Raw genomic sequence first — 23,452 nt, forward strand, 5'->3', positions numbered from 1 at the left:
GGGTCCTAGTAGATCGACAGGGCCGCCAGCCTCACCTTTCCACGGGACTGGGTGATCCTCACGCGGACCTGATCGGTGGTCACCGGGCTGTCCAGCGCGAGGATCCGTTTGTAGCCGACGGCACCGAACGTGGCGACCTGCTTCCAGCCTCCCTGCTCACGCACCTCAACCACACCGGCCTCGATCTGCTGGCCGTAGCGGATGTCCTCACCCAACGACACTCGCCGAACCGTTGCCTTCTTCGGCAGCTGGACGGTCACCGTGCCGGTGCCTTCGCCGCTGACCCGCGCACCCCGAGCCAGATCGCGCGGCATGTCAGCAGCGAGCTGGGCTCGCCACTCCGCCAGCCGGGTGACGTCCTGGTCGTCCAGCCGTCCCTGCCGGTCCGGTGGGATGTTGAGCAGCAGCACGGAGTTCCGGCCGACCGACTTGTAGTAGATGTCAGTCAGCTGCTCCACCGAACGCGGCGACTGCTCCGGGTGGTGGAACCAGCCCTCCCGGATCGACACGTCCGACTCGGCCGGCCACCAGGCCAGCTGGGTCGCACCAGCGTCCCGCCCAGCCAGCAGGGCCTTCCGGCTGCCCTGGTCGGCAGCGGCGTACCCAAGTGCGTAGTCAGGCGAGCCGTTCGGCTTGGTGATCGTCGGTACGACGCTGAACTCGTCCGGCCGGGCCAGACCGGACTCGTTGCCGACCCACCGCACGTCCGGCCCGCTGACGGCGATCGTCGCCTGCGGAGCGAGCTTGCGGATCAGCTCGTACCAGCTGGGGAAGTCGTAGGTCTCCACCTTGTCCGGTGGGATCCGGCCCTGTGCTCCGTCGAACCAGACCTCGTCGACCTGCCCGTACTCGGTCAGCAGCTCGTACAGCTGGTTCAGCATGTAGGCGCCGTAGTCCGACGCGGTCAGCGTGTACTGCGGCAGGTCCTGCCCGGTCCGGTCGTCGCCTGGCACCAGAGTCGGAATGGTCCGCGGGGTGTGCGCGCTGCCGTTGGCGTAGACGCCGTCCAGGTACTGGTTCTCGTCCGCCGGTGACAGGTACAGCCCGACCTTCAGCCCGTACTTGCGCATCGACTTCACGAACGCCGCGACCACATCGCCCTGACCGCCCTGCCACGAGCTGGACGCGACGCTGTGGTCGCTGTAGCGCGACGGGTAGAGCAGGAACCCGTCGTGGTGCTTCACGGTGAGGATGGCGAGCTTGAAGCCCGAGTCCCGCAGCGTGCGCGCCCACTGGTCGGTGTCCAGCCCGGTCGGTTGGAACAGGTTGGGATCCTCGTCGCCGTGTCCCCACTCCAGCCCGGTGAAGGTGTTCACCCCGAAGTGCAGGAACGCCGTCTGCTCCATCCGCTGCCAGTCCACCTGCCGCGGCTCCGGCCGGATCGCCGACGCCTTGGCCACCAGGGACGTCACGCACTCCCCCTCCGCCACCGGCATCGTCTGCGCGGGCTTCAGCTTGCCCACCACACACGGCAACGCCTTCAGCCCAGCCGACGGCTCGCCGAAGTAGCTGCTGACACCCACCCCGTACGCCGTACCGTGCCCACCGGTCAGCCACCGGATCTCCTCCACCTGGCTGCTCGCCACATCCACACTGACCGCAGTCGCCCCAGGCGCGATCAACACACTGACCTTGCCCTCCTCAACCGCCAACCCCAAGTAGTGGTAGGCGACACCTTCCTTCACCGCCGCGGCCGGCAACCTCACCTCGGTCGTCTTCCCACCCGCCCGCAACTCCACCGACTGCTTGCCCCGAGCAACCAACTGCACCCCACCGAGCGCGATCAGCTCAGTCCCACGATCGAGCAGGTCAGGCGACACCACGGTCTCCGCCAGCACCCCACCGTCCAGCTCCCCACGCCAGCTGACGCCACCACCACTCAGCTTCAGCCGCCCAGGCTCGGTGATCCTCCCGCCGGCAACCGCCAGCTGTGACGCCTTCTCACCAAGCCCCGGCTGATACTGCCCCTGACTGATCGTCCCCTCGAAGCCGACGCTCACCTTCGCCGTCGACCCCACCGGCTTCGCCAGCCGCAGGTCGCCCGGGTTGAACGCCCCACTGAACGTCGCCAGCCGCACCTGCCGGACCGAGCCCGCCAGACCGCGCTGCAGCGCCGACGGGTGCACCTCGTTGCCCAGACCGATCTCCGCACCCGCATCGGGGTGCCAGGTCGCCGTACCGGCCGTGCTGACGGCAGGCGGGAGCTGCTGCCCGTCCAGGAACGCGTGCAGCGTCGCACCGCCGCCGTCGACCTCGTAGGCCAGCGCCAGCACGTGCTGCTCCCCAGCACTCGGCACAGGCACCGACTGGACGACGTCCTGCCACTCGCCGTTGACCTCAGAGCTGAAACCGTACTGGAGGTTGCTGCCGCTGTACCGCCCGAAGATCGCGCCACCGACAGCAGTCACCGTCGCCAGACTGGTCTGCGTCGCCGCCGGCGTGAAGGCCGTCTCGACCAGGAACGAGCGCTGCACCGAGCCGCCGCTGATCGGCGTACTGGACTGGAACCGTACGCCGTCAGCCCCACCCGCGAGCACCAGCCCGCGCGCCGGGTCCTGCGCCTCCGCGCCGCTGCGACGGGTCAGCGTGCCACCCATCACCTCGCCGGTCGCTGCCGTGTAGGTGTTGCCGCTCGAGAACGAACCTCCGAACGACACATCGAGCACATCGGGATCAGCTGCCACAGCGGGCACGGTACTCACCACTCCGATCAGCAGGGACAACGCCAGGAGGATCCGCATGCCTCTCACCTACTTCGCGTCGACGGTGATCTCGGCGGCGGTCCCGAACGGGTTCCCGCTCGCCTCGCTGAGCTGGACCAGCCGCACGTACCGGGCGGTCGTCGCCGCGACCGGCACCCACTTGGCGTCCGGGCTGTTGCCGAACGTGCCCTTCGACGCCGGCTGGCCCCAGCTGACGCCGTCGGTGCTCAGGTAGATCTCGTAGTCGGCGATCCGGCCGTTGGTCCCGTTCTGCCGCGTCAGGTAGGTGACCGCACAGACCGACTTGGCGCTGCCCAGGTCCAGCTGGATCTCGTGCGGCGGCTGCGGCTGACGCGCCGACCACTCCGTGTGCCAGAACGTCGCCGGGTTGCCGTCGATGGCGTTGACGGCCCGGCCGTCCTCACCAGCGGTCTCCTCGCTGTCCACGAACTTCACCGCGACCGGACTTGTCGCAGCAGGCACACAGCTCAGCCGTACGCCGGCTGTCGTGCTCAGCCGGTGCTTCGCACCGCTCTGCCTGTACGACGTGGTCGCGCCGAGCGCCGCCGTACCGGCTGGTGCGTCAGCCGGTGGGGTCGCGGTGAACGTCGCCGTGAAGCTGCCGCCTGCCTGGATTGCGTTGGTGGACCGGCTGGCCGGGGTGATGCTCCAGCCGGCCGGAGCCGTTGGGCGCACGGTGACGTCGGTCGCGCGGTCCTTGGCGGTCACGGTGACCGTCAGCTGCGCAGTGGAACCCGACACGACCGTCTGGCGATCGACGGAGGCAACAGCACGCAGTACAGGCTTGAGCGTCAGCGGAGTCGCCTGGTGGCCGTCGGGGATCTGCTGGATCAGACCGCCATCACGATCAAGTGTGGCGACCATGCGGGTGATCGCGTTGACCAGTGTGATCCGGCTGCCCGACTTGGCGAGCTGCCAGCGCTGCAGGCGGTTGGTGCTGTCGCAGGACTGTGCGGTGATCGGTGTGCCCGGCTGCAGCGGGGTGTTGAGGTAGCGAACGCCGACACGGGACTCGGCGCAGCGGCCGGTCGCCAGGTTGGTCAGCGTGTAGTAGCCGTCGGTGGTGGGCGTGACGTCCCAGGCGGACTCGGCGCTCTCCAGCTTCAGCTGGGCGCCCTCCGTGGCTGCCGCGCCGAGGTAGTCGCGGCCGGCGGACAGCGAGTAGGTGCCGGCGGCAACCGGCGTACGGTCGACGTTGCCGAAGCCCGGCGCGCGGCCGACGGCATCGGCGCGGGCGGTGAAGGCGGCGTACGTCGGGTCGGGCTTGACCTTGCTCCAGGTGGCCTGCGCGACCAGACGCAGCGGCATCCGGACCTCGGCCTCGATCTCGTTCTCGGTGTTGCCGGAGCCGTTGTCCGGCCAGAGCGAGACCTTCGCGCCGGTCACACCGTTGCTACTGGCAAGCGTTTCGCCCTCGAAGCGCAGCGGCGTCCAGTTGGAGTCGTAGAGCTGCTGGGCGTTGGTCTTGAAGCCGCCGCGCACGTTGTAGAGGGCGTACGCCGAGTTCATCACCTTGCGCCCCTCGGCGATCAGCTTGCTCGGCTTCACGCCGCCGCTGAGCCAGTGCTCGACGACGATGTCCTTGTCGAGCGGCACGGTCGCGGCGTCGGTGATGCCGTCGTTCCAGATCCGCAGGGTCTTGTCCTGGGCCTTCACGTGCGCGTTGACCCGGTTGATGAAGTCGACGAACGCGTCCTGCGGGACGGCGTCCGGGCCGAACTTAGCTCGCGCGTACTCGAGGAGCTGCGGGTACTTGGCGTAGTCCGAGCCGAGCATGTACTCGTCGGCCCCCATGTGCCAGTACGGCGTACGGAACGTCTTCAGGTTCTCGTCGATGATCGCGGTGAGGAAGTCGAACGACTCGGGCTTGGTGATGTCGAGCCGGCTGACCTGCTTGGCGCCGGTGTTGTCGGTCAGCTGCAGGTCCGGCCGGTTGCGGATCCACGGCTCGATGTGGCCGGGCGAATTGACCTCCGGCACGATCGTCACGTGGTACTTGTCCGCCAGCCGTTGCAGGGCAGCGATCTGGGGCTTCGTGTAGTACCCCCACTCGACGGACTCCGGGTGGACGTCACTCTTCACCTTCAGCTCGACCCACAACTGGTTGAGCTTCAGGTAGGCCGCGTCCTTCACCAACCGCTCGAACCACGCGGTCGAGACGTTGATCAGGCACGCACACACACCGACCCCACGCTCGGCGTACGCCGGTACGTCGACCACGCGCCCCGCCGGCACGCTCTTCCCCTTCAACAACTGCAGGACAGTCCGCGTCCCGTAGAACACCCCCGCGTCGGTCTTCGCGGTGATCGCAATCGTCTTCCCCACCGAAAGCTCATACCCCTCGGCACCAAGCTCGGTCCTGCGGGAGTCAACAGCCAGCACGATGTCGCCGGTCTTCGCCTTCCCTCCAACCACAGGCAACCGCTGGCCGACAACCTCCCGAGCATCCTCAACAAAAGTTGTTGCTTCAGTCCGAGCAGAGTTGGCAACCACTCGACTCTTCTTACCCAAGGTGTACTGCCCAGCAGTCGACTGCCAGCCGGACAGAGCAGGCAGTACCTGCGGAACGCTCTTCACTTCAACCGCTTGTGCTGGAGCAGTCAGGGCGGTGACTGCCAGGAGTGCGACCAGTAGAAGGCGGATGGTGGGCTGCGGGCGGTGCAGCTTCATCGGTGGGGCTCCTCAGCGGCGGCGGGTGGTGTGGCGGGGGCTGATGGTTTGGGTTAGTTCGATGGAGTGGGCTGCCTGGGCGGACGTGAGCTGGGCTACCCGGATGTACAGGCAGTCGGTGACGACCAGTTGGGAGTGGCGGGCGGCCAGGCCTCCGCTGCGGAAGGAGGTTTCCAGCACCGCGGTGGCGAGGACCTCGTCAGCTACCGACGCCAAGGGCGAGCGGGGGTCGCTGGTGATGGCTATGACCTTGGCGCCTCGGTCCCTGGCGAGCTCTACCGGCTCCATGACCTCGGTGGTGGAACCGGAGTGCGAGATGGCGACCACGGCATCTGCGGCAGTCAGCAAGGCTGCTGAGGTCGCAGCGCCGTGCACCTCCGGCCAAGCACGCACCTGTACGCCGATGCGGAACAGCCGCATCTCCAGCTCGGCGGCGATCGTGGAACTACCACCCACGCCGTACACGTCGATCCGGCGCGCACCAGCCAGCACGTGCGCGGCCCGGTCGAGCGCCTCCAGGTCCAACTGGTCGACGGTCTGCGTGATCGCCCGGATGTCCGCGTTGGCGACCACCGTGGCGACCCGTCCGACCGTGTCGTCGTCGTTGATCAACGGCCCGAGGTCCGTACTCCACCCAGGCACCTCCGCCCGCCCCAGCTGCGCAGCGAGCGCGATCCGCAGCTGCTGGTGACTGGACAACCCCACAGCCTGCGCGAACCGCGTCACACTCGCCTGCGACACTCCCGCCCGCTCAGCCAGCGCGGCGGTCGACAGCTCAGCGGCAACAGCCGGCTGAGCCAGCACGAAGTCCGCGACCAGTCGCAGGGCACCGGTCAGTCGGGGCAGCGTCGCCCGCACCCGGTCGGCGATATCCGGACCGGCACCGACCGCAGAGTGTTCCGTCGACATGAAACAACCATTCATCGAAGGGCGGGTTCGATGAATGGTTGCGTCAGAGTCGGGCAGGTGTCAAGGGATCAGTCCGCCAAAACCCCCACGACCTCGTCAGCGGACTCCAGGTGCTCGACCTCCTGCAGCTGCGGGTTCCGCCGCAACTGCAGCACCAGCCCGAGCACGATCAACCCCAGTACGGCGGCGATCGGCGGCAGGAACTCGACGCCGACCAGGTTGATCACCACCCCGCCGATGATCGCCGAGAGCCCGGCGCCCAGGTAGATCGCCGACGCGTTCAGCGCGAGCAGCAGCCCACCGCCGGACGCCATCTCCAGCAGCAGGTTCTGGATCGGTGGGTTGAACGCCCAGGTGAACACGCTCCACACGAACAGCGCGACCGCAGCCCCACCAACATTCACCGCGGTCAGCGACAACGACCCGATCACCACCACGAACCCGACCATGGTCACCGTCAGAGTCCGCAGACTCCCGAACCGGTCCGTCGCCCGCCCACCAAGCCAGTTCCCCAGTACGGCGCCCAGCCCATAGACCAGCAGCAGCACGCCGACCACTCCACCGTGCAGGTGAGCAGTCTTGTCGAGCAGCGGCACCACGTAGATGTAGACACTCATCGTCCCGAGTACGCCGAGCACAGTCATCACCAGCACGGTCTGCACCCGCCGGTCCGCCACACCAGCGAACCGCTCCTTCAGACTCACCGCAGGCGGCGCATCCACCCGCGGCAGCGCCAGCCGCACAGCCACAGCGAACAGCGCAGCAACCACAGCGATCAGGGCAAACACCCCGCGATACCCCAGCGGCCCACCAAGCAGACTGCCCGCCGGTACGCCGAGCACCAGCGCGAACGTCAGCCCACCGAACACCACAGCAACAGCCCTACCTCGCTCACTGGGCGGCAGAAACCCTGTGGCGAACAGCGTCGCCGCCGGCGTGTACGCCGCGGCCCCGAAGGCCGCCACCACCCGCCCGACGATCAGCAGCGGGTACGTCGTCGCCACCGCCGCGATCACATTCCCCAGCGCGGCCAGCAGCAGCGCGGCGATCAGCAGCGTCCGGCGCTCCCAGCGGCCGGTCAGCGTGGACAGCAGCGGCGCACCGACGGCGTACGAGAGCGCGAACGCCGTCGCGAGCTGCCCCGCGGCGGTCAGCGAGACGTGCAGCTCGGAACTGACCGACGGCAGTACTCCGGACACGACGTACGCGCTGGTCCCGACGGCGAAGGCCCCGCCGGCCAGCAGGTAGATGCGTGCGGACATCAGCAAACCCCTCCAAGTCGAATGATTCGATGTCGATCGTACTACGATCTTCATCGAACTTCGATAGGGGTCGTACTATGGCACCGTGAGCATCTCGAAGCAACTGCCGCAGCCCGACCGCGGCGAGATCCGCGTGGACGCCGTGCTGCAGGCCCTGGGCGAGCCGGTCCGGCTGATCATCGTCCGCGCGCTGGCCGGCGCCCCCGAAGGCATCGCCTGCGGAGAGCTGGAGCTGCCGGTGACCGCCTCGACCCGCGCTCACCACCTGCGCACGCTGCGCGAGTCCGGCGTCCTCACCACCCGCACCGAGGGCACCCGACGGATCAGCAGCCTCCGCCGCGAGGACCTCGACGCCCTCTACCCCGGCCTGCTCGACGGCGTACTCGCCGCCGAGCAGTAGTCCGCTAACGCATCAGGGCGTCACAGGAACGAACTTGGTGAAGCTGGTCCGCAGGTAGCCGCTGCCGGACGGGTTGGACACCGTGACGTGCCCAGCCGTGCCCGCGGCGAACTGGAAGCGCCCGAGCAGCATCCACTGCATGCCACCACTCCGCTGGTCGATGTCCTTGGACGCCGTGCCAGTGGCGTGGGTGACGACGTAGTGCGCGGCCGCGGTGCTGTTGGTGTGGTTCGGAACCCAGGCATACACGTCGTACTGGCCGGCACTGGGCAGGTTGGGCCGCCAGTCCGCGGTCCGGCCGACGCCGTTCGAGGCCCTGGTCGGCGAGGTGAGCCAGCCGGGGATGCTGGACGGCGCCCAGACCCCTGTCTCGGTGTAGGCGGTGGTGTCGTCGACCCCGACGATCGCCATCGGCAGCGGCGTCACCGACACCGACGCCGACGCGGACTCGTTGCCCGACAGGTCAACCGTCCGCACCTGCAGGCTGTGCGGGACGTTGTTGGCCAGGTCCGGCACCGGGATGCCCTGGGCCACCAGACCGGGGTTGCCGATGTTGCCGACCGGCTCGTCGGTGTTCACCAGCTGCCCGTCCGCGTAGAGGTTGTAGCCGAGCAGGTCGACCTCGGGGTTCTGCGTCCAGTAGAGAACGGCCTGACCGTTGGCAGCCTCCCCCACCAATCCGGCGGGTGCAGTAGGCGCCTGGTGATCAGCAGGTACGTCGACAGCGACCGGTGTGGAGGCAGGCGACTCGTTGCCCGACCGGTCGACCGCTGTGACCGACACCTGATAGGTCTGCCCGGCCACCAGCTCGTGCAGCTCGTACGACCCCCGCCGTACCGGGTTGGCAGTCTGCAGACGCCCATCCAGGTAGACGTTGTGGCCGACCACGTCAGCACCGCTCACCGGTGTCCACTGCAGATTCAGTACGGCGTCGCCCGTGGCCGGTGTGGTTTGGACGGACTCGGTCACGTTGGCCGGAGTCGCCGGAGCCACCGCGTCCGGAGCAGGCGCCGGAACGAACTTCACCGCATCCGCCCGCAGGTAGCCCTCGTCCCCGACGTCCTTGCCGAGCTCGACCCACCCCGCAGTACCCGCAGCGAACTGGTAGTTGCCCAGTCGCACCCACCGGTCGACACCCACCGACTCGGGCGGATCCACCGGACTGCTCAAACCGCTGCTGCTGTTGACCGTGTAGCGCGCCTCGAGGGCGTTGAGCGAGTTGCCCGGCACCCACGCGTACACGTCGTACCGGCCGGCTGCAGGGAGCTGCGGAGTCCAGCGGGCCGCGCTGCTCGAGGTGGACGAGTAGCGGGTGTCGCTACCGCTCCAGCCCTTCACCGTGGTCGTGCTCGCCCACGTCCCGGTCTCGGTGTAGCCGGCGCCGCCGTTGTCGACCTGGACCGTCGGAACGAACTTCGCCGCGTCGGCGCGCAGCGTGCCGACCGCTCCGGCGTTGTTGACCAGCTGGACCTTCTGCCCAGCACCCGGTGTCATCGCGTACGAGCCGAGATCGATCCACTGCTGCCCGGCGGTCTGCTGGTTCACCACGACGTTGCTGGTGCCGCCGTCGTGCGTGACGGCGTACCGGGCCGCAGTACTGCCGGTGCGAATGAAGTCTGGGTTCCACGCGTACACCTGGTAGGTCTGCGCGCTCGGCAGCGTCGGAGTCCAGCTGGCTGTCGCTCCGGTCGGCGCAGCGCGCCGGGTCAGCTTGTCCTGGTAGCCGTAGGCGTCGTTGGCCGCCGACCAGGTGCCTGTCTCCGCGTAGCCCGAGTCGCCGTTGTCCACCAGCACAGCGCCCGTCGCGACGTCATCCGGCACGCTGATCGGCTTGTAGTAGCGGAAGTAGTCCCAGGTGGTCTCAGCCGGCAGGTGCGTCTCGTCCACAGGCTCCGTGTAGCCGAGCGTGGTGAGCCAGACGTTCTGCAGGGCGTGCGGGCCGGGGTAGGCCAGCGTCCGGACCAGCAGGCCGTCGACGTAGAACTTGATTGCTGACGGCAACCACTCGTAGCCGTAGGTGTGGTAGCCGTCGGCCGAGTTCGGCCCGGCGTACACGCCGCCCGGGTTCCCGATGTGCTGCGGCACGGTCCAGTGCGTGTGGTGCTGGATGCTGTTCGGCGCGTGCGAGTCGATCTCGAACCCGTCGATCTCGTTGAACCGGTTGTTCGGCCCCTTGTACGCCGGGGTGTCCGGCACGTAGTCGGACAGCCCCATCTGCCAGAAGGCCGAGTGCCAGCCCTTCTCACCCCACAGCTGGGCGCGGGTCTCGTAGTACCCGTAGCCGAAGGTCTTCTTCGAGATGATGCCGCCGCAGGTGTAGTCCTTGCCGGCCAGGCTCTCCTTGCGCAGGGCGATGTGCATCGTGCCGGAGCCGACGCTGACGTTCGCCGGCTTGTTCGCGCAGATCGCCTTGGCGCCGTCGCGGCGGTACCAGTCGGCGTCATTCAGGGCCGACCCGGCGAACTCGTCGGACCAGCTCAATTGGTAGCCGGCGGGCACGTCATCGGGCCCCGGTGGTGGATCGGCGGCGGCCGGTCCAGCGGTCACGGCAGTCACCAGACAGCCGGACACCAGGGCCAGAGCAGCCAGTAGGCGGGCAGGACGACGAAGGGTCATGGGGAACTCCCAACGGGTTCAGGCGGTGGCTCGACCCTAGAACGCGTTGGGATTGAAGTCCATAGTACGGATGCTTAATCCGCACTGTGCATCACCAGTTGGTGACCGAGCCGTCCCGCCGGTGCAGTCGCGGGATCGTCGTGGTCTCCGGCGCGGTCGCCCGGGACAGATCGGCGGTGATCCCGAGCCCAGGCGCGTCCGAGGCCGTCAGGCGTCCCGGCTCGGCGACGATCGTGGAGGTGAAGGCGCCGAGCGGAGCCGTCGCGCGCTGGGCCTGCTCCTGCACGCTGACGTTCGGGAGCGCGGTGTTGAAGTGCGTCGAGGCCGCCGTACAGAGCGCGCCGATCGAGTTGTGCAGCGCCAGCTGGACGTGGTGCGTCTCGCAGAGCGCGGCGATCTTGCGCCCTTCGGTGATCCCGGTGTGTCCCAGGTCGATCCGGGCGTGGTCGATCAGCTCCTCCTCGACCAGCTGGCGGAACTCCCACTTCGTGCACAGCTGCTCCCCTGCGGCGATCGGTACGCCGGTACGCCCGCGCAGTGACCGGTACGCCGACAGGTGCTCGCTGCGCAGCGGATCCTCGACGAAGAACGGCCGGACCGGCTCCAGCTCGCGGCACAGCTGCACCGCCTCGGCCAGGTCGAGCCTGGTGTGCGCGTCGACCAGCAGCTCGATGTCGTCGCCCAGTCCGGCCCGCAGCTCCTGCATCAGCTCGACGGTCCACCGGACCGCGCGCCGGGCGTCGTACTCGGGCTCGTTCGGGTCCCAAGCGGTCAGCCGGAGATGCCGCCACCCCTGCTCAGCCAGCTCGCTGGCGTGATTGAGCACGTCGTCCATACTGCCGCCACGGACATGCGCGTACGCCGGTACGTAGTCCCGCGACCGACCGCCCAGCAACGCGTGCACCGGTACGCCGAGCGACTGGCCCCGCAGGTCCCACAGCGCGATGTCGATGCCGGCCAGTACCGACGCGTGGTGCCGGTCCGACGGGAAGAACACCGACCGGAACCCGAGCTGCCAGATGTGCTCGATCCGGGTCGCGTCGACCCCGACCAGCAGCTGGCGGAGATCCTCGACCAGTCCGGCAGCCGCACGCTCGCGGCCGCGCATGCCGACCTCGCCGATACCGGTCAGGCCGTCGTCGGTGCGGACCACCGCGGTCAGGAGCGGCCAGTCGTCCGCAGCGGGCAGGGACACCAGGTCGAGCTGCTCGATCTTCATGCCTTCACCCCATCACACCAGCTGCGAGCCGCTGGACCGGTCACCCCCACGTCGACCGCGAACAGGTGGCCGCTGCCCGCCGGTGGATCGGCCAGGCCCAGCGACGCAGTGGTGATCACCAGAGTGCTGCCCTGGAAGCAGACCGCCGTCGGCCGCGGCACTGGCAGCTCCACGGTCGCCAGGAGCTCACCTGTCGGCGCGTACCGGCGTACCTCGCTCGCATCCCACACCGCCACCCACACACAGCCCTCGTCGTCCAGCACCAGCCCGTCCGGATTGCCACCGTCCACCTGTACGACGGTGCGCCGCACACCTGTCGATACGTCGATGGCCTCCAGCAGCCGGTGCGGCAGTGTGTCGACGAAGAACATCGTCCGGCCGTCCGGAGTGAAGTCGATGCCGTTGGCCACGGTCAGCCCGGCCAGCACTCGTCGTACGGACCCGTCCGGGTCCAGCCGGAACAGTCCGGCGCGCGGTGCTCGCGGAATCGCCTGTGAGCCCGCCCAGAAGCTCCCGTCCGGATGGCAGGCGCCGTCGTTCATCTGGTCCTGCCCGCTGGTCAGCCCGGTCACCAGCGGCGTCGTCGTACCGTCCTCTGCCAGCCGGGCGAACCCGTCCTTCACCGCGAGCACCCAGCCCGCCCCTGGCTCAGCACACGGCACGGCGACGCCAACCGGCCCACCGACGTCGTACGTCCGGCTCACCCCAAGCACTCCGCCTTCCAGCCGACCGCAGTGCACCCGCCCCGCCTGGATGTCCACCCAGACCAGCTCACCGGTCCTCGCGTCCAGCCGGGGCGATTCGCCTTGCACGTAAGAGGTTGTGGAGATCTGGTCAGCTCTTGACCGCACCCGCGATCCCCTCGACGAACGTCTTCTGCAGGAACAGGAACACCACGACGATCGGGATCACGCTGATGCAGGCCGCGGCCGCCAGTCCGGTCCAGTCGGTGGTGTCCTGCCCGTGGAACCCGTACATGCCGACGCCGAGCGTGCGCAGGTCCGGGTTGCCGAGCGTGAAGACCAGTGGGATGAAGAACGCGTTCCAGGCGCCGATGAAGTTCATCAGCGCGACGGTGCCGAGCACCGGCTTGGCCAGCGGCAGCATCACCCGCCAGTACGTCCGCAGGTAGCCGGCGCCGTCCATCCGCGCCGCCTCCTCCAGCTCCTTGGGGATCCCGCTGAAGAACCCCATGAACAGCAGCACCGGTACGACGAGCGCCGGCCCGGCCTGCGCCAGCGCCGCCCCCAGCAGCCCGTTGCCCAGGCCGAGCCCGTTCACCACGACGAAGGTCGGGATGATCGTGTAGCCGTGCGGGATGAACATCGTGGCGATCAGTACGCCGACCAGCACCTTGCGCCCCGGCAGCCCGGGCCGCGACAACGCGTACCCGGCGGCCGAGGCGACCAGCAGGACCAGGACGACGACGGCGATCGAGAACGTGATCGTGTTCGCCGTGTACGTGCTGAACTTCGCCGTCGTCCAGGCCCGCTTGAAGTTGTCCAGCGTCGCGTCGTCGGGCAGCAGCGACAGTCCGCCGATCAGCATCTCGCGCGGTGTCTTGAAGGCCGCCGAGATCATCCAGACGAACGGGTAGACCCAGATCAGGCACAACGGGATCAGCAGCAGGTGCCAGACGTTGCGCCGTACGAGCCGGTTCATGCCTTGCCCCCGCTCAGCCGGCGCCGCAGGAAAGGTGCCTGCAGCAACGTGATGACCAGGGTCAGCAGACCGAACACGACACCGGCCGCCGAAGCGAACCCGTACCGCGGAGCCTGCAGCGACGGATCGAACGCGTACCGGTAGATGTAGGTCGGTACGACGTCCGTCGCGTAATCCGGTCCACCCTCGGTCACCGCGCGGACCAGGTCGAACGTGTTCAAGCTGCGCTGGAACACGAGCAGCAGGATCACGATCGCGATCGGTGTGACGACCGGCAGCGTGACGAACCGCAGCGATCGCCAGAAGCCGGCGCCGTCGATCGCGGCCGCCTCCTGCAGGTCCTTCGGCACGGTCTGCAACGCGGCCAGCCAGTAGATCAGCGTGATCCCGAATCCCTTCCACACATCGATCGACAGCAGCGTCGGCAGCGCGGTCGACGTACTGCCGAGGAAGTTCACCGGTTGGTCGACCAGGCCGGTGTCGAGCAGGATGCGGTTCACCAGACCGCCGGCCGGGTCGAGCAGGATCGCGATCACGATGCCGATCACCGCGGTGGTCGCGACCACCGGCAGGAACAGCACCAACCGGTACAGGTTGCGGAACCGCAGCCAGCTGCTGTTCAGCAGGATCGCCAGCACCAGGGCCAGCGGCATCTCGATGAAGATCGCGGCCAGCGAGAACGCGAACGAGTGCCAGAACGCCCGCCAGAAGGCTTCCGACTGCAGCACCTCACGGAAGTTCGCCAGCCCGACCCACTCGGTCGGTGACCCGACGCCGTCCCAGTCGAAGAACGAGTACCACCAGCTGGCGATCATCGGCCAGATCGTGAACCCACCGAACAGCAGCACCAGCGGAATCAGGAACACGTAGCTCCACAGGTGCCGGCGGAACCGGCCGGGCCGTCGTACCGGCCTCGGTTGGTCCGGCGCCCGCACCGCCGGACGCTCGACCGTCGTGGTCATCGGTCAGCCTCCCGGGGTGAAGTCCTTCAGCGGGTCCCAGCCCGCGAAGGTCAGGTCCTTGGCCGAGCCGGTCTTGCCCTTGGTCTTCAGGTCGGCCGTGGTCTGGTCCAGGAAGGTCTGCAGCTGCTGGTCCAGCTTGGCGGCCGCCGGCGCGAACGGCTGGTTCTTGATGATCGAGCTGAACGCCGCGTCGGTGGACTTGAGGTCGGGCTTGGCCGCGAGGGCGTCGGTGATCGCCTTGCCGCCGGCACTGGCCAGCCCCGGGTTCGGTGCGCGACGCATGGTCTCCTGGGCGACCTTCAGGATCGCGGCCTGGTCCGGGTTCTTCTCCGCGTCGGCCTTCCAGGCACCCTCGAGCGCGGTCAGCGTCCCGAACTTCTTGTAGTACGCGCTGTGGAAGGCGTCCGAGGACAGGAAGTCCATCACCTTCCAGCTCTCCGCCTTGTGCTTGGACTGCGCCGACATCGACCACAGCGGGCTGAACGACTTGCTCAGCGGCAGGTACGCGCCGCGGCCGGCGTCCGGAACCGGCAGACCGGTGATGCCCATCTTGATCTCGGGCGCGAGCTTGCGGACCTCGGCGACGTGCCACGGCGGCGTCGGGTACATCGCGAGCCGACCGGCCGCGAACTCCTTGAACGCGCGGCTGCCGTCCCAGCTCTCCCAACCCGGCATCATCACCTTCGCGGCCTGCATCCGCCGGTGCAGCTCGACGGCCTCGACCAGACCCGGGCTCGCGGTGGCCGGCTTACCGGTCCGCAGGTCGATGCCGCTGGCGGGTACGGAGTACGGGACTGCGGTGTCGGCGAGCATCTCGACCGCGAGTGCCTTGGCCGCGGTCGGTGCGTAGCCGAACGACTTGCCCTGGCCGTCGGCGGTGATCTTGGTGGCCATCCGCTCGAGCTCGGACCAGGTCTTCGGCGGCGCGTTGAAGCCGGACTTCTTCAGCAGGTCCTCGTTGTAGAGGAAGACCCGCAGCGTCGACCACGGACCCCAGACCAGCGGCAGGCTCATCAGCTTGCCGTCGCGATGCAGCCCGGACGTGGCCGGGTCCATGCTGCCCTTCGGGAAGCGGGCCAGGAAGTCCGGCGTGACGAACTCGTCCAGCGGCGCGACCCAGCCGCGGGCCGCCATCCGGTCCATGCCGTCGTCCTGCGCGCGGAACAGGTCCGGCGCATTGCCCTGCTGGAACATCAGCTCGACCGCGTTCAGCTGCTGGTCGGACGGGTTCTCCAGCACCTTGACGACGATCCCGGGGTTGGCCTTCTCGAACTCGTCGAACTGCTGCCGGTAGAACTCACTGGCACCGGGCGGGTCCGGGACCAGCGCGACGGTGACGGTGACCTGGCCGGCGCTGCCCTCCGGGTCCGGACTGCCGCCGACGAGGTTGCAGCCCGACAGGGCTAGCGCCACCGCGCAAGTCAGCACGGTGAGAGCTGGGCGGATCTTCATGATCGGCTCCGTTGGTCGAGGCGCCGGGTCGGCGCGGAGATCTGGTGATCTGCTGGGCCGTGGTGCCCCAGCTGCGAGTTGATGGCGTCGGCGGTCTCCACCACGAGCCGGGACAGCTCCTGCTCCCGGGTGGCGAGGTCGACGACGCTGGACGGGCCGGACAGTGACAGTGCGGCGACCACTCGGCCGGAGCGGTCGCGCAGGGGTGCTGCCAGGCAGGACCGGCTGAGCGACAGCTCCTCGGTCTCGGTCGAGTAGCCCTGCCAGGCGACCTGGCCGAGCGCGGTGTCGAGTACGGCGTGGTCGGTGATGGTGCGTGGCGTGTAGCGCTCCAGCTCCCCGAGCAGCTCCCGGCGTCCGTCGACGTCGAGCAGCAGGCACTTGCCGAGCGCGGTGGCGTGCAGCGGGTTGCGCCGACCGGTGAGCGCGAACGCCCTCGGCGCGAGCCGCCCCTCGAAGTTGCACAGGTAGAAGGCCTCGCGCCCACGCCGTACGGCGACGTTGGCGCCCAGACCGGTCGCCGCAGCGAGCGACTGGGCCGGCTGCCGAGCGGCGTGGTGCACGGGATGCCCGTTCACCGCGACGCCGGCCAAGGTGATCAGGTCGGCGCCGAGCCGGTACTGGCCGTCGGCGTCGCGCTCGACGAACGCGGCCTGCTCCAGGGTGCTGAGCAGTCGCGAGGCGGTGGACTGGCGCAGGCCGGTGAGGTGCGCGACCTCCGTGACCCGCAGGGTGCCGGCGCTGCTGCCGCCGAACGATCGCAGGACGGCCACGGCGCGCTCGACGCTCTGGTTCGTCCCGGCTTCGGTGGCCACTGTGCACTCCTGAGGTTTCACTCCTGAATGATGGACGTTGTCATCCACCATGTGGCAGCCTTACGCACATGATGGATCTCGTCAAGCGTCTGCCGGATGCCGAATGCTGAACAGTGAGGAGCCCGTCGTGCCGCCCACCGTCCGAGGTCTGGTGCCGATCCTGGCCACGCCCTTCCTGCCCGACGGCAGCCTCGACCTGCCGAGCCTGCGTCGGCTGACCGAGTTCCAGCTCGCCGCCGGAGTCGACGGCGTCGCCGTGCTCGGGATGGCCAGCGAGGCCTTCGCCCTGACCGCCGAAGAGCGCAGGACGATCACCCGGGAGGTCGCCGGTGTGGTCGGCGGAGCGGTCCCGCTGGTCGTCGGTGTCGCGGCTACCTCGACGGTGACCGCCGTCGAGCAGGCCGAGGCCGCCGCGATCGGTGGGGCGAACGCCGTCATGGTGCTGCCGCCGTTCATGGTCGCGCCGAGTCCGGCGCAGCTGCCCGACTTCTACGCGACAGTGGCCGCGGTCGGCGTCGAGGTGATGGTGCAGGACGCTCCCGGCGCGACCGGTGTGGCCATGTCGCCGCAGCTGATCGCCGAGCTCGGCCGGCTGACCGGAGTGACGTCGGTGAAGGTCGAAGCGCCTCCGACCGCGCCGAAGGTGGCTGCGGTCGTGGACCGGATCGACGAGCCGGGCTTCGTCGTACTGGGTGGGCAGAACGCGCAGTTCCTGCTCGACGAGTTAGCGGCCGGTGCTGTCGGCTCGATGCCTGCCTGTGAGATCCCCGATCGGCTGGCACCGGTCTTCACAGCCTGGCTGGCTGGGCAGTACGACGAAGCGCGGGCACTGTTCGAGCCGCTGCTTCCGCTGCTGGTGTTCGGCCTGCAGTCCGGTATCGCCTGGGCCGTCCACAAGGAGGTGCTGGTCCGTCGCGGGCTGATCGACCACGCCGCCGTAAGGGTCCCGGCCCGCGACCTGGACGACCGGACCCGAGCCGGTCTCACTGCGATACTCGACCGGCTGGACCTACCTGCCGTCACCACCTCATCTGCTCCGCTGACTGGGATCCGCTGATGCCGAAGATCACCGACGTAGAGGTCTTCCCGCTCGTACTGGCCGGGCCGGACGCTCCCCCGCGGCACTACAGCACCAAGCCGCCGTGGCCGAGCATCTACGCGTCGTCCCGCGAAGCCCTGCTGGTGAAGCTGACCGCCGACGACGGCTCGGTCGGCTGGGGCGAGGCGCTGGCCCCGGTGGCTCCGGAGGTTCCCGCCAAGATCATCGAGCTTCTGCTGACGCCCGCGCTGCTTGGTGCCGACCCGACTCGAGTACGGCCGCTGGTGACCTCGCTGCGCGCGCTGATGCGGGAGCGGGGGCACCTGGGTGGGCACCAGGGCGATGCGGTCGCGGCGATCGACGTGGCTCTGTGGGACCTGGCCGGGCGGATCGCCGGCGTACCTGTGCATCAGTTGCTCGGCGGTGCGCAGCGGGACGTCGTACCGACTTACGTGTCCGGGCTGCAAGGGGCGACGGACAGCGAGCGGGTCGCACACGCGCAGGACTGGGTGGCACAAGGTGTGCGGCAGGTGAAGATCGGACTCGGCCACGGAGTCCGCGAGGACCTGGCGACTGTCGAGGCTCTGCGCGCTGTCCACGACGACCTGCAGATCGCCGTGGACCTCCACGGCGTATACGACGTCGCGCAGTCGGTCCGGCTCGGCCGCGGGCTGGACAGCCTCGGCGCCTGGTTCCTGGAGGCGCCGGTCGGGTTCGAGGACGTGGCCGGGCATGCGGAGATCGCCCGGCGGATCGACACCCCGGTGGCGATCGGCGAGAGCCTGCGGCACCGGCAGGAGTTCCGGCCGTGGCTGGAGGGCAAGGCCGCCTCGATCCTGCAGCCCGACGTGGGCCGGACCGGGATCACCGAACTGGTGGACCTGGCCGCCGTTGCCGACACGTGGTTCACGCCGCTGGCGCCGCACCACTCGTCGGGGCTCGGCGTGGTGATGGCTGCGAGCATCCACGCCTCTGCTGTGGTTGGGAATCTGCTCGCGTACGAGTTCCACCCGACGCTGTTCGGCCCGGTGAACGACGTCCTGGTGACACCGATCGAGGTCGGCACCCGCGGGTTCGCCGTACCGGCCGGGCCGGGGCTCGGGATCGAGGTCGACGAGGACGCCGTGCGCGCGGCGAGCGTCCGATGAGCCGCCGCGCCCTGGTGATCGGCGCCACCACTCCGATCGGCACGGCGATCGTGGCGGCACTGGTCGCGGACGGTTGCCGGGTCGCGGGAGCTTCGCTGGAGGACCATGACGGACTCGAGCTCCACTTCGCGGCTGACTGCTCCCAGCCGGAGGTAGCGACCGCTGTGGTCGACCAGGTGGCGGAGCAATTCGGCGGGCTGGACGTGCTGGTCACCGCGGCCGGGCAGATGCCTTTGGCACCGGCGCATCGGACCAGCGACGAGCAGTGGACCGGCGCATTGGCCAACACGCTGGACACCGTCTTCTTCCCGGTCCGCGCCGCACTGCCTTACCTGCTGGACAGTACGGCGGCCGCCATCGTCGCCGTCTCGTCGGTGAACACACTGGTCGGCGCTCCCTGGGCCGCGGCGTACACGGCGGCGAAGGGCGGCGTCGACGCACTCGTCCGGCAGCTCGCTGTCGAGTATGGCGGCCGCGGCGTACGGGTGAACGCGGTGGCGCCGGGCATGGTCGGCGGTCCTGCACTGCCCGACGCTGCGGCCGGGTACCCGATCGGCCGGACCATCGAGGCCCGGGAGGTCGCCGACGCCGTGGCCTTCCTGGCCGGGCCGAAGGCGTCCGGGATCACCGGAGTCGTCCTGCCCGTCGACGGTGGGCTGTCCGTGCTTTCGCCTGCTGTGGTTGGACGGGCGGACCTGCAAGCCAGGCTGCGGGAGAGCTGATGCCTGAGGTGGAGCTGACCGGCCGCAGTGCGCCGCTGTACCGGTGGCTCGACTGGCCACTCCGGCTGGCTCTGGTCACGTTGCTGTGGTGTCTGGGTGTCGCTGCAGGTCTCGTGCTGGCCGGAGTCGCACCGGCCACGATCGCTGCCCACCAGGTGCTGGCCGACTACCGAGACGAGCCTGAGGTGCGCCCCTGGGCAGCCTTCTGGTCCAGCTGGCGCTCGTGGCTGGGCCGAGGGCAACTAGTACTCGGACTCCCGCTGGCCACCGTGTGGGTGCTGGCCTTCTACCTGGTCGCCGCACGGCAGACCGTCTGGGCGGTGCCGCTCTCGGTCGTCCTGCTCGGCTACCTGGTCACGCTGTGGCTGCTTCCGCCGGTCCTGCTCACCGCTAGGACGCCGAGAGCCTCAGAGGCCTGGCTGCTCACTGTCCACCTGGCCTGGCGCCGGCCGGTGCTGCCGCTGGCCGTCTTCGCCGCGCTCGTCGTGGCGGCGATCGGCACTTGGTACGTCGTACCGGCTGCGCTGGTGTTCGGGCCGGCGATGGCCGCCTTGGCCGCCGTACTGGTCAGCTCACGGCGGCTGACGCGTGATAGCCCAGACCCGACGAGATCTGGTCCGCCTGCTCGATGACCTGCATCGCCAGGGACTCCTCGCGGGTCGGCAGGTCCATCGCCGACAGCGGACCCGAGACCGAGAGCGCCGCCACGATGGCACCGGTCCGGTCCCGGATCGGCGCGGCCAGGCAGGCCCGGCCGAAGGCGAGCTCCTCCAGCTCCAGCGCGTAGCCGCGTTCGCGCACCTGGCGCAGGATCTTCTCCAGCTCGTCCGGCTCGGTCACGGTGTGCGGGGTGTAGCGCGCGAGGGTGCCGCCGAGCAGCTCCTCCCACTCCGGCCTCGGCAGCTCGCTGATCAGCGCCTTGCCCATCGCGGTCGAGTGCAGCGGACCGGTCCGGCCGACCAGCGTGGAGGACCGCCCAGCAGCGCGGCCTTCGAAGTGACACAGGTAGAACAGCTCGGCACCACGCCGCTCGGCGACATTGGCGCCCAGACCGAGGTCGGCGGCCAGGTTCTGCGCGACCTGACGCGACTGCTGGTGCACAGGCATCTCGTTCAGGCCGATGCCCGCCAGCGTGATCACCTTCGGGCCGACCCCGTACAGCCCGCTGCGCTGGTCGTAGGCCAGGAAGCCCAGCGCGACCAACGCACCGACCAGCCGGGAGACCGTGGACTGGCCCAGCCCGGTCGCCTCGACCAGCTCCGACACCCGGCGCTGCGGGTGCGCCTCGGTGAACTCGGACAGCAGTGACAGCGCCCGCTCGACACTCTGCGTTCCCGGCCCGGCCTCACGGCCGATCGCACGTGCCACGGGGGTCACCTCTCAGACTGCTGGACTTTGGTTCTCTCATCCGCATCGTAGATGGCACAGGTCCCGCATTCCATCACCTCGCGGGCCCGCCGGTGTCCGGAGCTGTGGCCTGAGTTGTGCCCCGAGTTGTGCACAGCTGCCGCTGGACCTGTGCGCGGCTGTGACAGACGGCTGGCAGACTGTGGCGGTGGTGGCCCTGCGCGAGCGATGGAACGAGCCGATTCCCGGCTCCGAGGCGTTGGCCGACGATCTGATCGCCAGGTACGTCGGACGCAACCGCCGCGCCTACCGCGACCACTACCTCGACGCGGTGCTGTCGTCGCTGGACAACCTGCTGCAGCTGAGCACCGACCCCACCTCCGTCCGGCTGGCCGCCTGGTTCCACCGGGCGGTGCACGAGCCGGGCGGCGATCCCAGCGAGGACGCCGAAGCCTCAGCCCGGTTGGCCGAGCAGCTGCTCCCGCAGTACGGCGTAGCTCCGATCCGCATCGCCGAGGTCGCCCGGCTGGTCCGCCTGACCGGTGAACTGGCCACTCCCCCGACCGACTCGTACGCACCACCCCGTCGCGACGCGAACGGCGATGTCCTGCTGGACGCCGTGAACTCCGTCCTCGCCACCGACCCGAGCCGCTACGCCGCCCACGCTGCCGAGCTACGCCGCGACGCAGGCGAGCGGACCATCGCCATGGCCCGCCGGTACGACGAAGTGCGCGCCCTGCTCGACGGCCACCTCTACCGGACCCAGCTGGCCCGACAACGCATGGGCGCGATCGCCAGGGTCAACCTGGAGACCGAGCTGGCCGGCCTCGACAGCGAACTCCCTGCGCCGTGGCGTGGCTGGCAGCAGGCCGCACTGGCAGCAGCTGCGACCTTCGGCGCGATCGCCGCCGTCGTGGTGGCCATCGCCGCGGCCGGTGCTCCCTGGCAGGTCCCGGTGGTCGACGTCGAGTCCGGTTGGCCTCCGATCGGTCTGGCTGTCTTCTCCTTCTTCTCCGCGCCACTGCTCTTCCGCAGCGCGCGCAGCAATACCCAGCGCGCCAAGCTCATCTCCGGCACGGTCATCGCCGTCGCCACGACCGGACTGCTCGTCGCGTGGGCGCAGGTCCCGACGACCAACCCCGCTGTCGGTGTGGGCCTCCGGATCCCGCTGCTGATCTCCGCACTGATCCTGCTGCTCGTGGCCGGCGCCGCCGCGATGGTCGCCTCCCTGCTGCGGACCAGAGCCGCCCGCTACACCCCGACCCGGAACGTCGGCCAGCAACTCGCCTGGCTGGCTGTGCCCGGCGTGATCGCCCTGACCCTGCTGCTGATCGTGCAGCCGCTCTCCAGGAACTACGTGCTCGAGTCCAACGAGCGAGTGGAAGGCTCAGCGCCGCCGGCTGGTGCTGCGCCGCGCTCAGTACTCGACGGCCGGGTCGCCTGGGTTAGCCGGGCGCTGACCGGAGCAGGAGCCGAGGAGGCCGTCAGTACGCCGTACGGGATCGCTGTGCCGCGGCAGACCGGTTCGGTCGAGATGCTGGACGCTGCGACGGGTGAGCTGCGCTGGCGGTACAGCCGGTCCGACTCGGACGAGAAGCCGAACATCGCGGCGACCGGCGACGGGCGGTACGTGCTGGCCGAGTTCACCGACATCGGGTACCTGCTGCTCGACGCCGAGACCGGCCGACGCCAAGCGGCCTGGCCGGGGCGGACCAGGGACCACGCGATCGTCCAGGCCGACCCGCTGCTCACCCGGCAGGAGGTGGGCAAGGGCTCGGACACGCTCCGCGGCGTGGACCCGGACGGTAACGAGCGCTGGTCCTACGAGCCCGGCCGCTGTACGTCGGTCGAAGCGGCGGCCACCGCCGACGCCGTGGTCGCGTTCCTCGGGCACAGCTGCGACGACCAGCCGGACGACATCGTCGGGCTGGACCTGAAGAGCGGCAAGGAGCTGTGGAGCAAGTCGCCGAGCAACCTGTTCCGCCGCTCGGTCGTGGTGGCCGGACTGGTGATCGTGGCCGAGCAGGGCGAGGAGGCGAACGCGCCTGGTGCGCTGGTCGCTGTCGAGCCGCGCACTGGTGAGATCAAGTGGCGCTGGCCGGTGCCACGCACCTGGTCCTGCCGGACGTTCCTCAGTCCGGCCGGCAAGCAGCTGGTCGTCGTGGACTGCCCTGGCCCGGACACCCGGCAGAACAACAAGACCGTCGTCACCGCGATCGACGCCGCCAGCGGCCGGACCGCCTGGCAGACCACAGCGCCCGTCAGCCCGCGTGCTCGAGTGGCCGTCACCGAGGACGCCCGGGTGGTCTCACTGGCCCGCGGCTTCGACGGCTGCTACGCCAACAGCATCAGTCGCACCGGCCTGCGCCGGACCCGTCTGCCCGAGGGCATCTCCTGCAGCCGGGACATCCGGGCTGTGGGCAACCTGCTGCTGACCTCGGGCAACAGCAGCATCATCGCCCTGCGCTGAACGGACTCAGCCCGCTGAGCCAGCCGCGATCCGCTG

18 protein-coding genes are annotated in these 23,452 nt (G+C 69.4%); 6 read left to right on the forward strand and 12 right to left on the reverse strand.

Annotated features, from left to right (window positions below; translation table 11 throughout):
- Positions 1 to 5: 5 nt before the first annotated feature.
- The 4 genes from ACYVIO_RS31240 to ACYVIO_RS31255 all read right to left on the reverse strand — a co-directional run bounded on the left by ACYVIO_RS31240 (position 6) and on the right by ACYVIO_RS31255 (position 7,564).
- Positions 6 to 2,741 carry an alpha-L-fucosidase gene (locus tag ACYVIO_RS31240; RefSeq protein ID WP_460654510.1) on the reverse strand — a complete coding sequence of 912 codons (2,736 nt, stop codon included), beginning with the start codon at positions 2,739 to 2,741 and terminating at the stop codon, positions 6 to 8.
- Between the two features lie 9 nt (positions 2,742 to 2,750).
- Positions 2,751 to 5,393, reverse strand: coding sequence for a family 20 glycosylhydrolase (locus tag ACYVIO_RS31245; RefSeq protein WP_460654511.1), 2,643 nt, complete (start codon positions 5,391 to 5,393; stop codon positions 2,751 to 2,753).
- Positions 5,394 to 5,405: 12 nt separating this feature from the next.
- Positions 5,406 to 6,302, reverse strand: a complete 897-nt coding sequence (locus tag ACYVIO_RS31250) for a MurR/RpiR family transcriptional regulator (RefSeq protein ID WP_460654512.1) — start codon at positions 6,300 to 6,302, stop codon at positions 5,406 to 5,408.
- Between the two features lie 68 nt (positions 6,303 to 6,370).
- Positions 6,371 to 7,564: an MFS transporter gene (locus ACYVIO_RS31255; protein WP_460654513.1), complete on the reverse strand. Its 1,194-nt coding sequence runs from the start codon at positions 7,562 to 7,564 to the stop codon at positions 6,371 to 6,373.
- Positions 7,565 to 7,649: 85 nt separating this feature from the next.
- Here ACYVIO_RS31255 and ACYVIO_RS31260 point away from each other — a divergent pair, with 85 nt between their 5' ends.
- Positions 7,650 to 7,964 (forward strand): ArsR/SmtB family transcription factor, encoded by a 315-nt coding sequence (locus tag ACYVIO_RS31260; protein WP_460654514.1) that lies wholly within the window; start codon positions 7,650 to 7,652, stop codon positions 7,962 to 7,964.
- Positions 7,965 to 7,976: 12 nt separating this feature from the next.
- On the opposite strand, the gene ACYVIO_RS31265 is transcribed toward ACYVIO_RS31260, so the two are convergent.
- The 7 genes from ACYVIO_RS31265 to ACYVIO_RS31295 all read right to left on the reverse strand — a co-directional run bounded on the left by ACYVIO_RS31265 (position 7,977) and on the right by ACYVIO_RS31295 (position 16,690).
- Positions 7,977 to 10,580, reverse strand: a complete 2,604-nt coding sequence (locus ACYVIO_RS31265) for a golvesin C-terminal-like domain-containing protein (protein WP_460654515.1) — start codon at positions 10,578 to 10,580, stop codon at positions 7,977 to 7,979.
- A gap of 91 nt (positions 10,581 to 10,671) precedes the next feature.
- Positions 10,672 to 11,799, reverse strand: a complete 1,128-nt coding sequence (locus tag ACYVIO_RS31270) for a mandelate racemase/muconate lactonizing enzyme family protein (RefSeq protein ID WP_460654516.1) — start codon at positions 11,797 to 11,799, stop codon at positions 10,672 to 10,674.
- On the reverse strand, positions 11,796 to 12,611 hold the full coding sequence (locus ACYVIO_RS31275; RefSeq protein WP_460654517.1) for an SMP-30/gluconolactonase/LRE family protein: 816 nt from the start codon (positions 12,609 to 12,611) through the stop codon (positions 11,796 to 11,798). Before ACYVIO_RS31275 ends, ACYVIO_RS31270 begins: the two co-directional genes overlap by 4 nt.
- Positions 12,612 to 12,633: 22 nt before the next feature.
- On the reverse strand, positions 12,634 to 13,461 hold the full coding sequence (locus ACYVIO_RS31280) for a carbohydrate ABC transporter permease (RefSeq protein WP_460654518.1): 828 nt from the start codon (positions 13,459 to 13,461) through the stop codon (positions 12,634 to 12,636).
- Positions 13,458 to 14,423: a carbohydrate ABC transporter permease gene (locus ACYVIO_RS31285; RefSeq protein ID WP_460654519.1), complete on the reverse strand. Its 966-nt coding sequence runs from the start codon at positions 14,421 to 14,423 to the stop codon at positions 13,458 to 13,460. Before ACYVIO_RS31285 ends, ACYVIO_RS31280 begins: the two co-directional genes overlap by 4 nt.
- A gap of 3 nt (positions 14,424 to 14,426) precedes the next feature.
- Positions 14,427 to 15,875 carry an ABC transporter substrate-binding protein gene (locus tag ACYVIO_RS31290; protein ID WP_460654520.1) on the reverse strand — a complete coding sequence of 483 codons (1,449 nt, stop codon included), beginning with the start codon at positions 15,873 to 15,875 and terminating at the stop codon, positions 14,427 to 14,429.
- On the reverse strand, positions 15,872 to 16,690 hold the full coding sequence (locus ACYVIO_RS31295; RefSeq protein WP_460654521.1) for an IclR family transcriptional regulator: 819 nt from the start codon (positions 16,688 to 16,690) through the stop codon (positions 15,872 to 15,874). The genes ACYVIO_RS31290 and ACYVIO_RS31295 overlap by 4 nt, the downstream gene beginning before the upstream one ends.
- A gap of 127 nt (positions 16,691 to 16,817) precedes the next feature.
- On the opposite strand from ACYVIO_RS31295, the gene ACYVIO_RS31300 reads away from it, so the two are divergent.
- Genes ACYVIO_RS31300 through ACYVIO_RS31315 form a run of 4 tightly spaced genes read left to right on the forward strand, consistent with a single transcriptional unit; the run spans position 16,818 to position 20,231 of the window.
- Positions 16,818 to 17,747: a dihydrodipicolinate synthase family protein gene (locus ACYVIO_RS31300; RefSeq protein ID WP_460654522.1), complete on the forward strand. Its 930-nt coding sequence runs from the start codon at positions 16,818 to 16,820 to the stop codon at positions 17,745 to 17,747.
- Positions 17,747 to 18,877 carry a mandelate racemase/muconate lactonizing enzyme family protein gene (locus ACYVIO_RS31305; protein WP_460654523.1) on the forward strand — a complete coding sequence of 377 codons (1,131 nt, stop codon included), beginning with the start codon at positions 17,747 to 17,749 and terminating at the stop codon, positions 18,875 to 18,877. The genes ACYVIO_RS31300 and ACYVIO_RS31305 overlap by 1 nt, the downstream gene beginning before the upstream one ends.
- Positions 18,874 to 19,599 carry an SDR family NAD(P)-dependent oxidoreductase gene (locus tag ACYVIO_RS31310; protein ID WP_460654524.1) on the forward strand — a complete coding sequence of 242 codons (726 nt, stop codon included), beginning with the start codon at positions 18,874 to 18,876 and terminating at the stop codon, positions 19,597 to 19,599. The genes ACYVIO_RS31305 and ACYVIO_RS31310 overlap by 4 nt, the downstream gene beginning before the upstream one ends.
- Entirely contained in the window at positions 19,599 to 20,231 is a 633-nt protein-coding gene (locus ACYVIO_RS31315) for a DUF624 domain-containing protein (protein ID WP_460654525.1), read from the forward strand. Before ACYVIO_RS31310 ends, ACYVIO_RS31315 begins: the two co-directional genes overlap by 1 nt.
- On the opposite strand, the gene ACYVIO_RS31320 is transcribed toward ACYVIO_RS31315, so the two are convergent.
- On the reverse strand, positions 20,167 to 20,967 hold the full coding sequence (locus ACYVIO_RS31320; protein WP_460654526.1) for an IclR family transcriptional regulator: 801 nt from the start codon (positions 20,965 to 20,967) through the stop codon (positions 20,167 to 20,169). The two genes, ACYVIO_RS31315 and ACYVIO_RS31320, sit on opposite strands and share 65 nt — an antisense overlap.
- Positions 20,968 to 21,154: 187 nt before the next feature.
- Here ACYVIO_RS31320 and ACYVIO_RS31325 point away from each other — a divergent pair, with 187 nt between their 5' ends.
- Complete coding sequence (locus tag ACYVIO_RS31325; protein WP_460654527.1) at positions 21,155 to 23,416, forward strand: outer membrane protein assembly factor BamB family protein; 2,262 nt, start codon at positions 21,155 to 21,157, stop codon at positions 23,414 to 23,416.
- Positions 23,417 to 23,452 lie beyond the last annotated feature (36 nt).

The sequence above is a fragment of the Kribbella endophytica genome, from assembly GCF_054781295.1.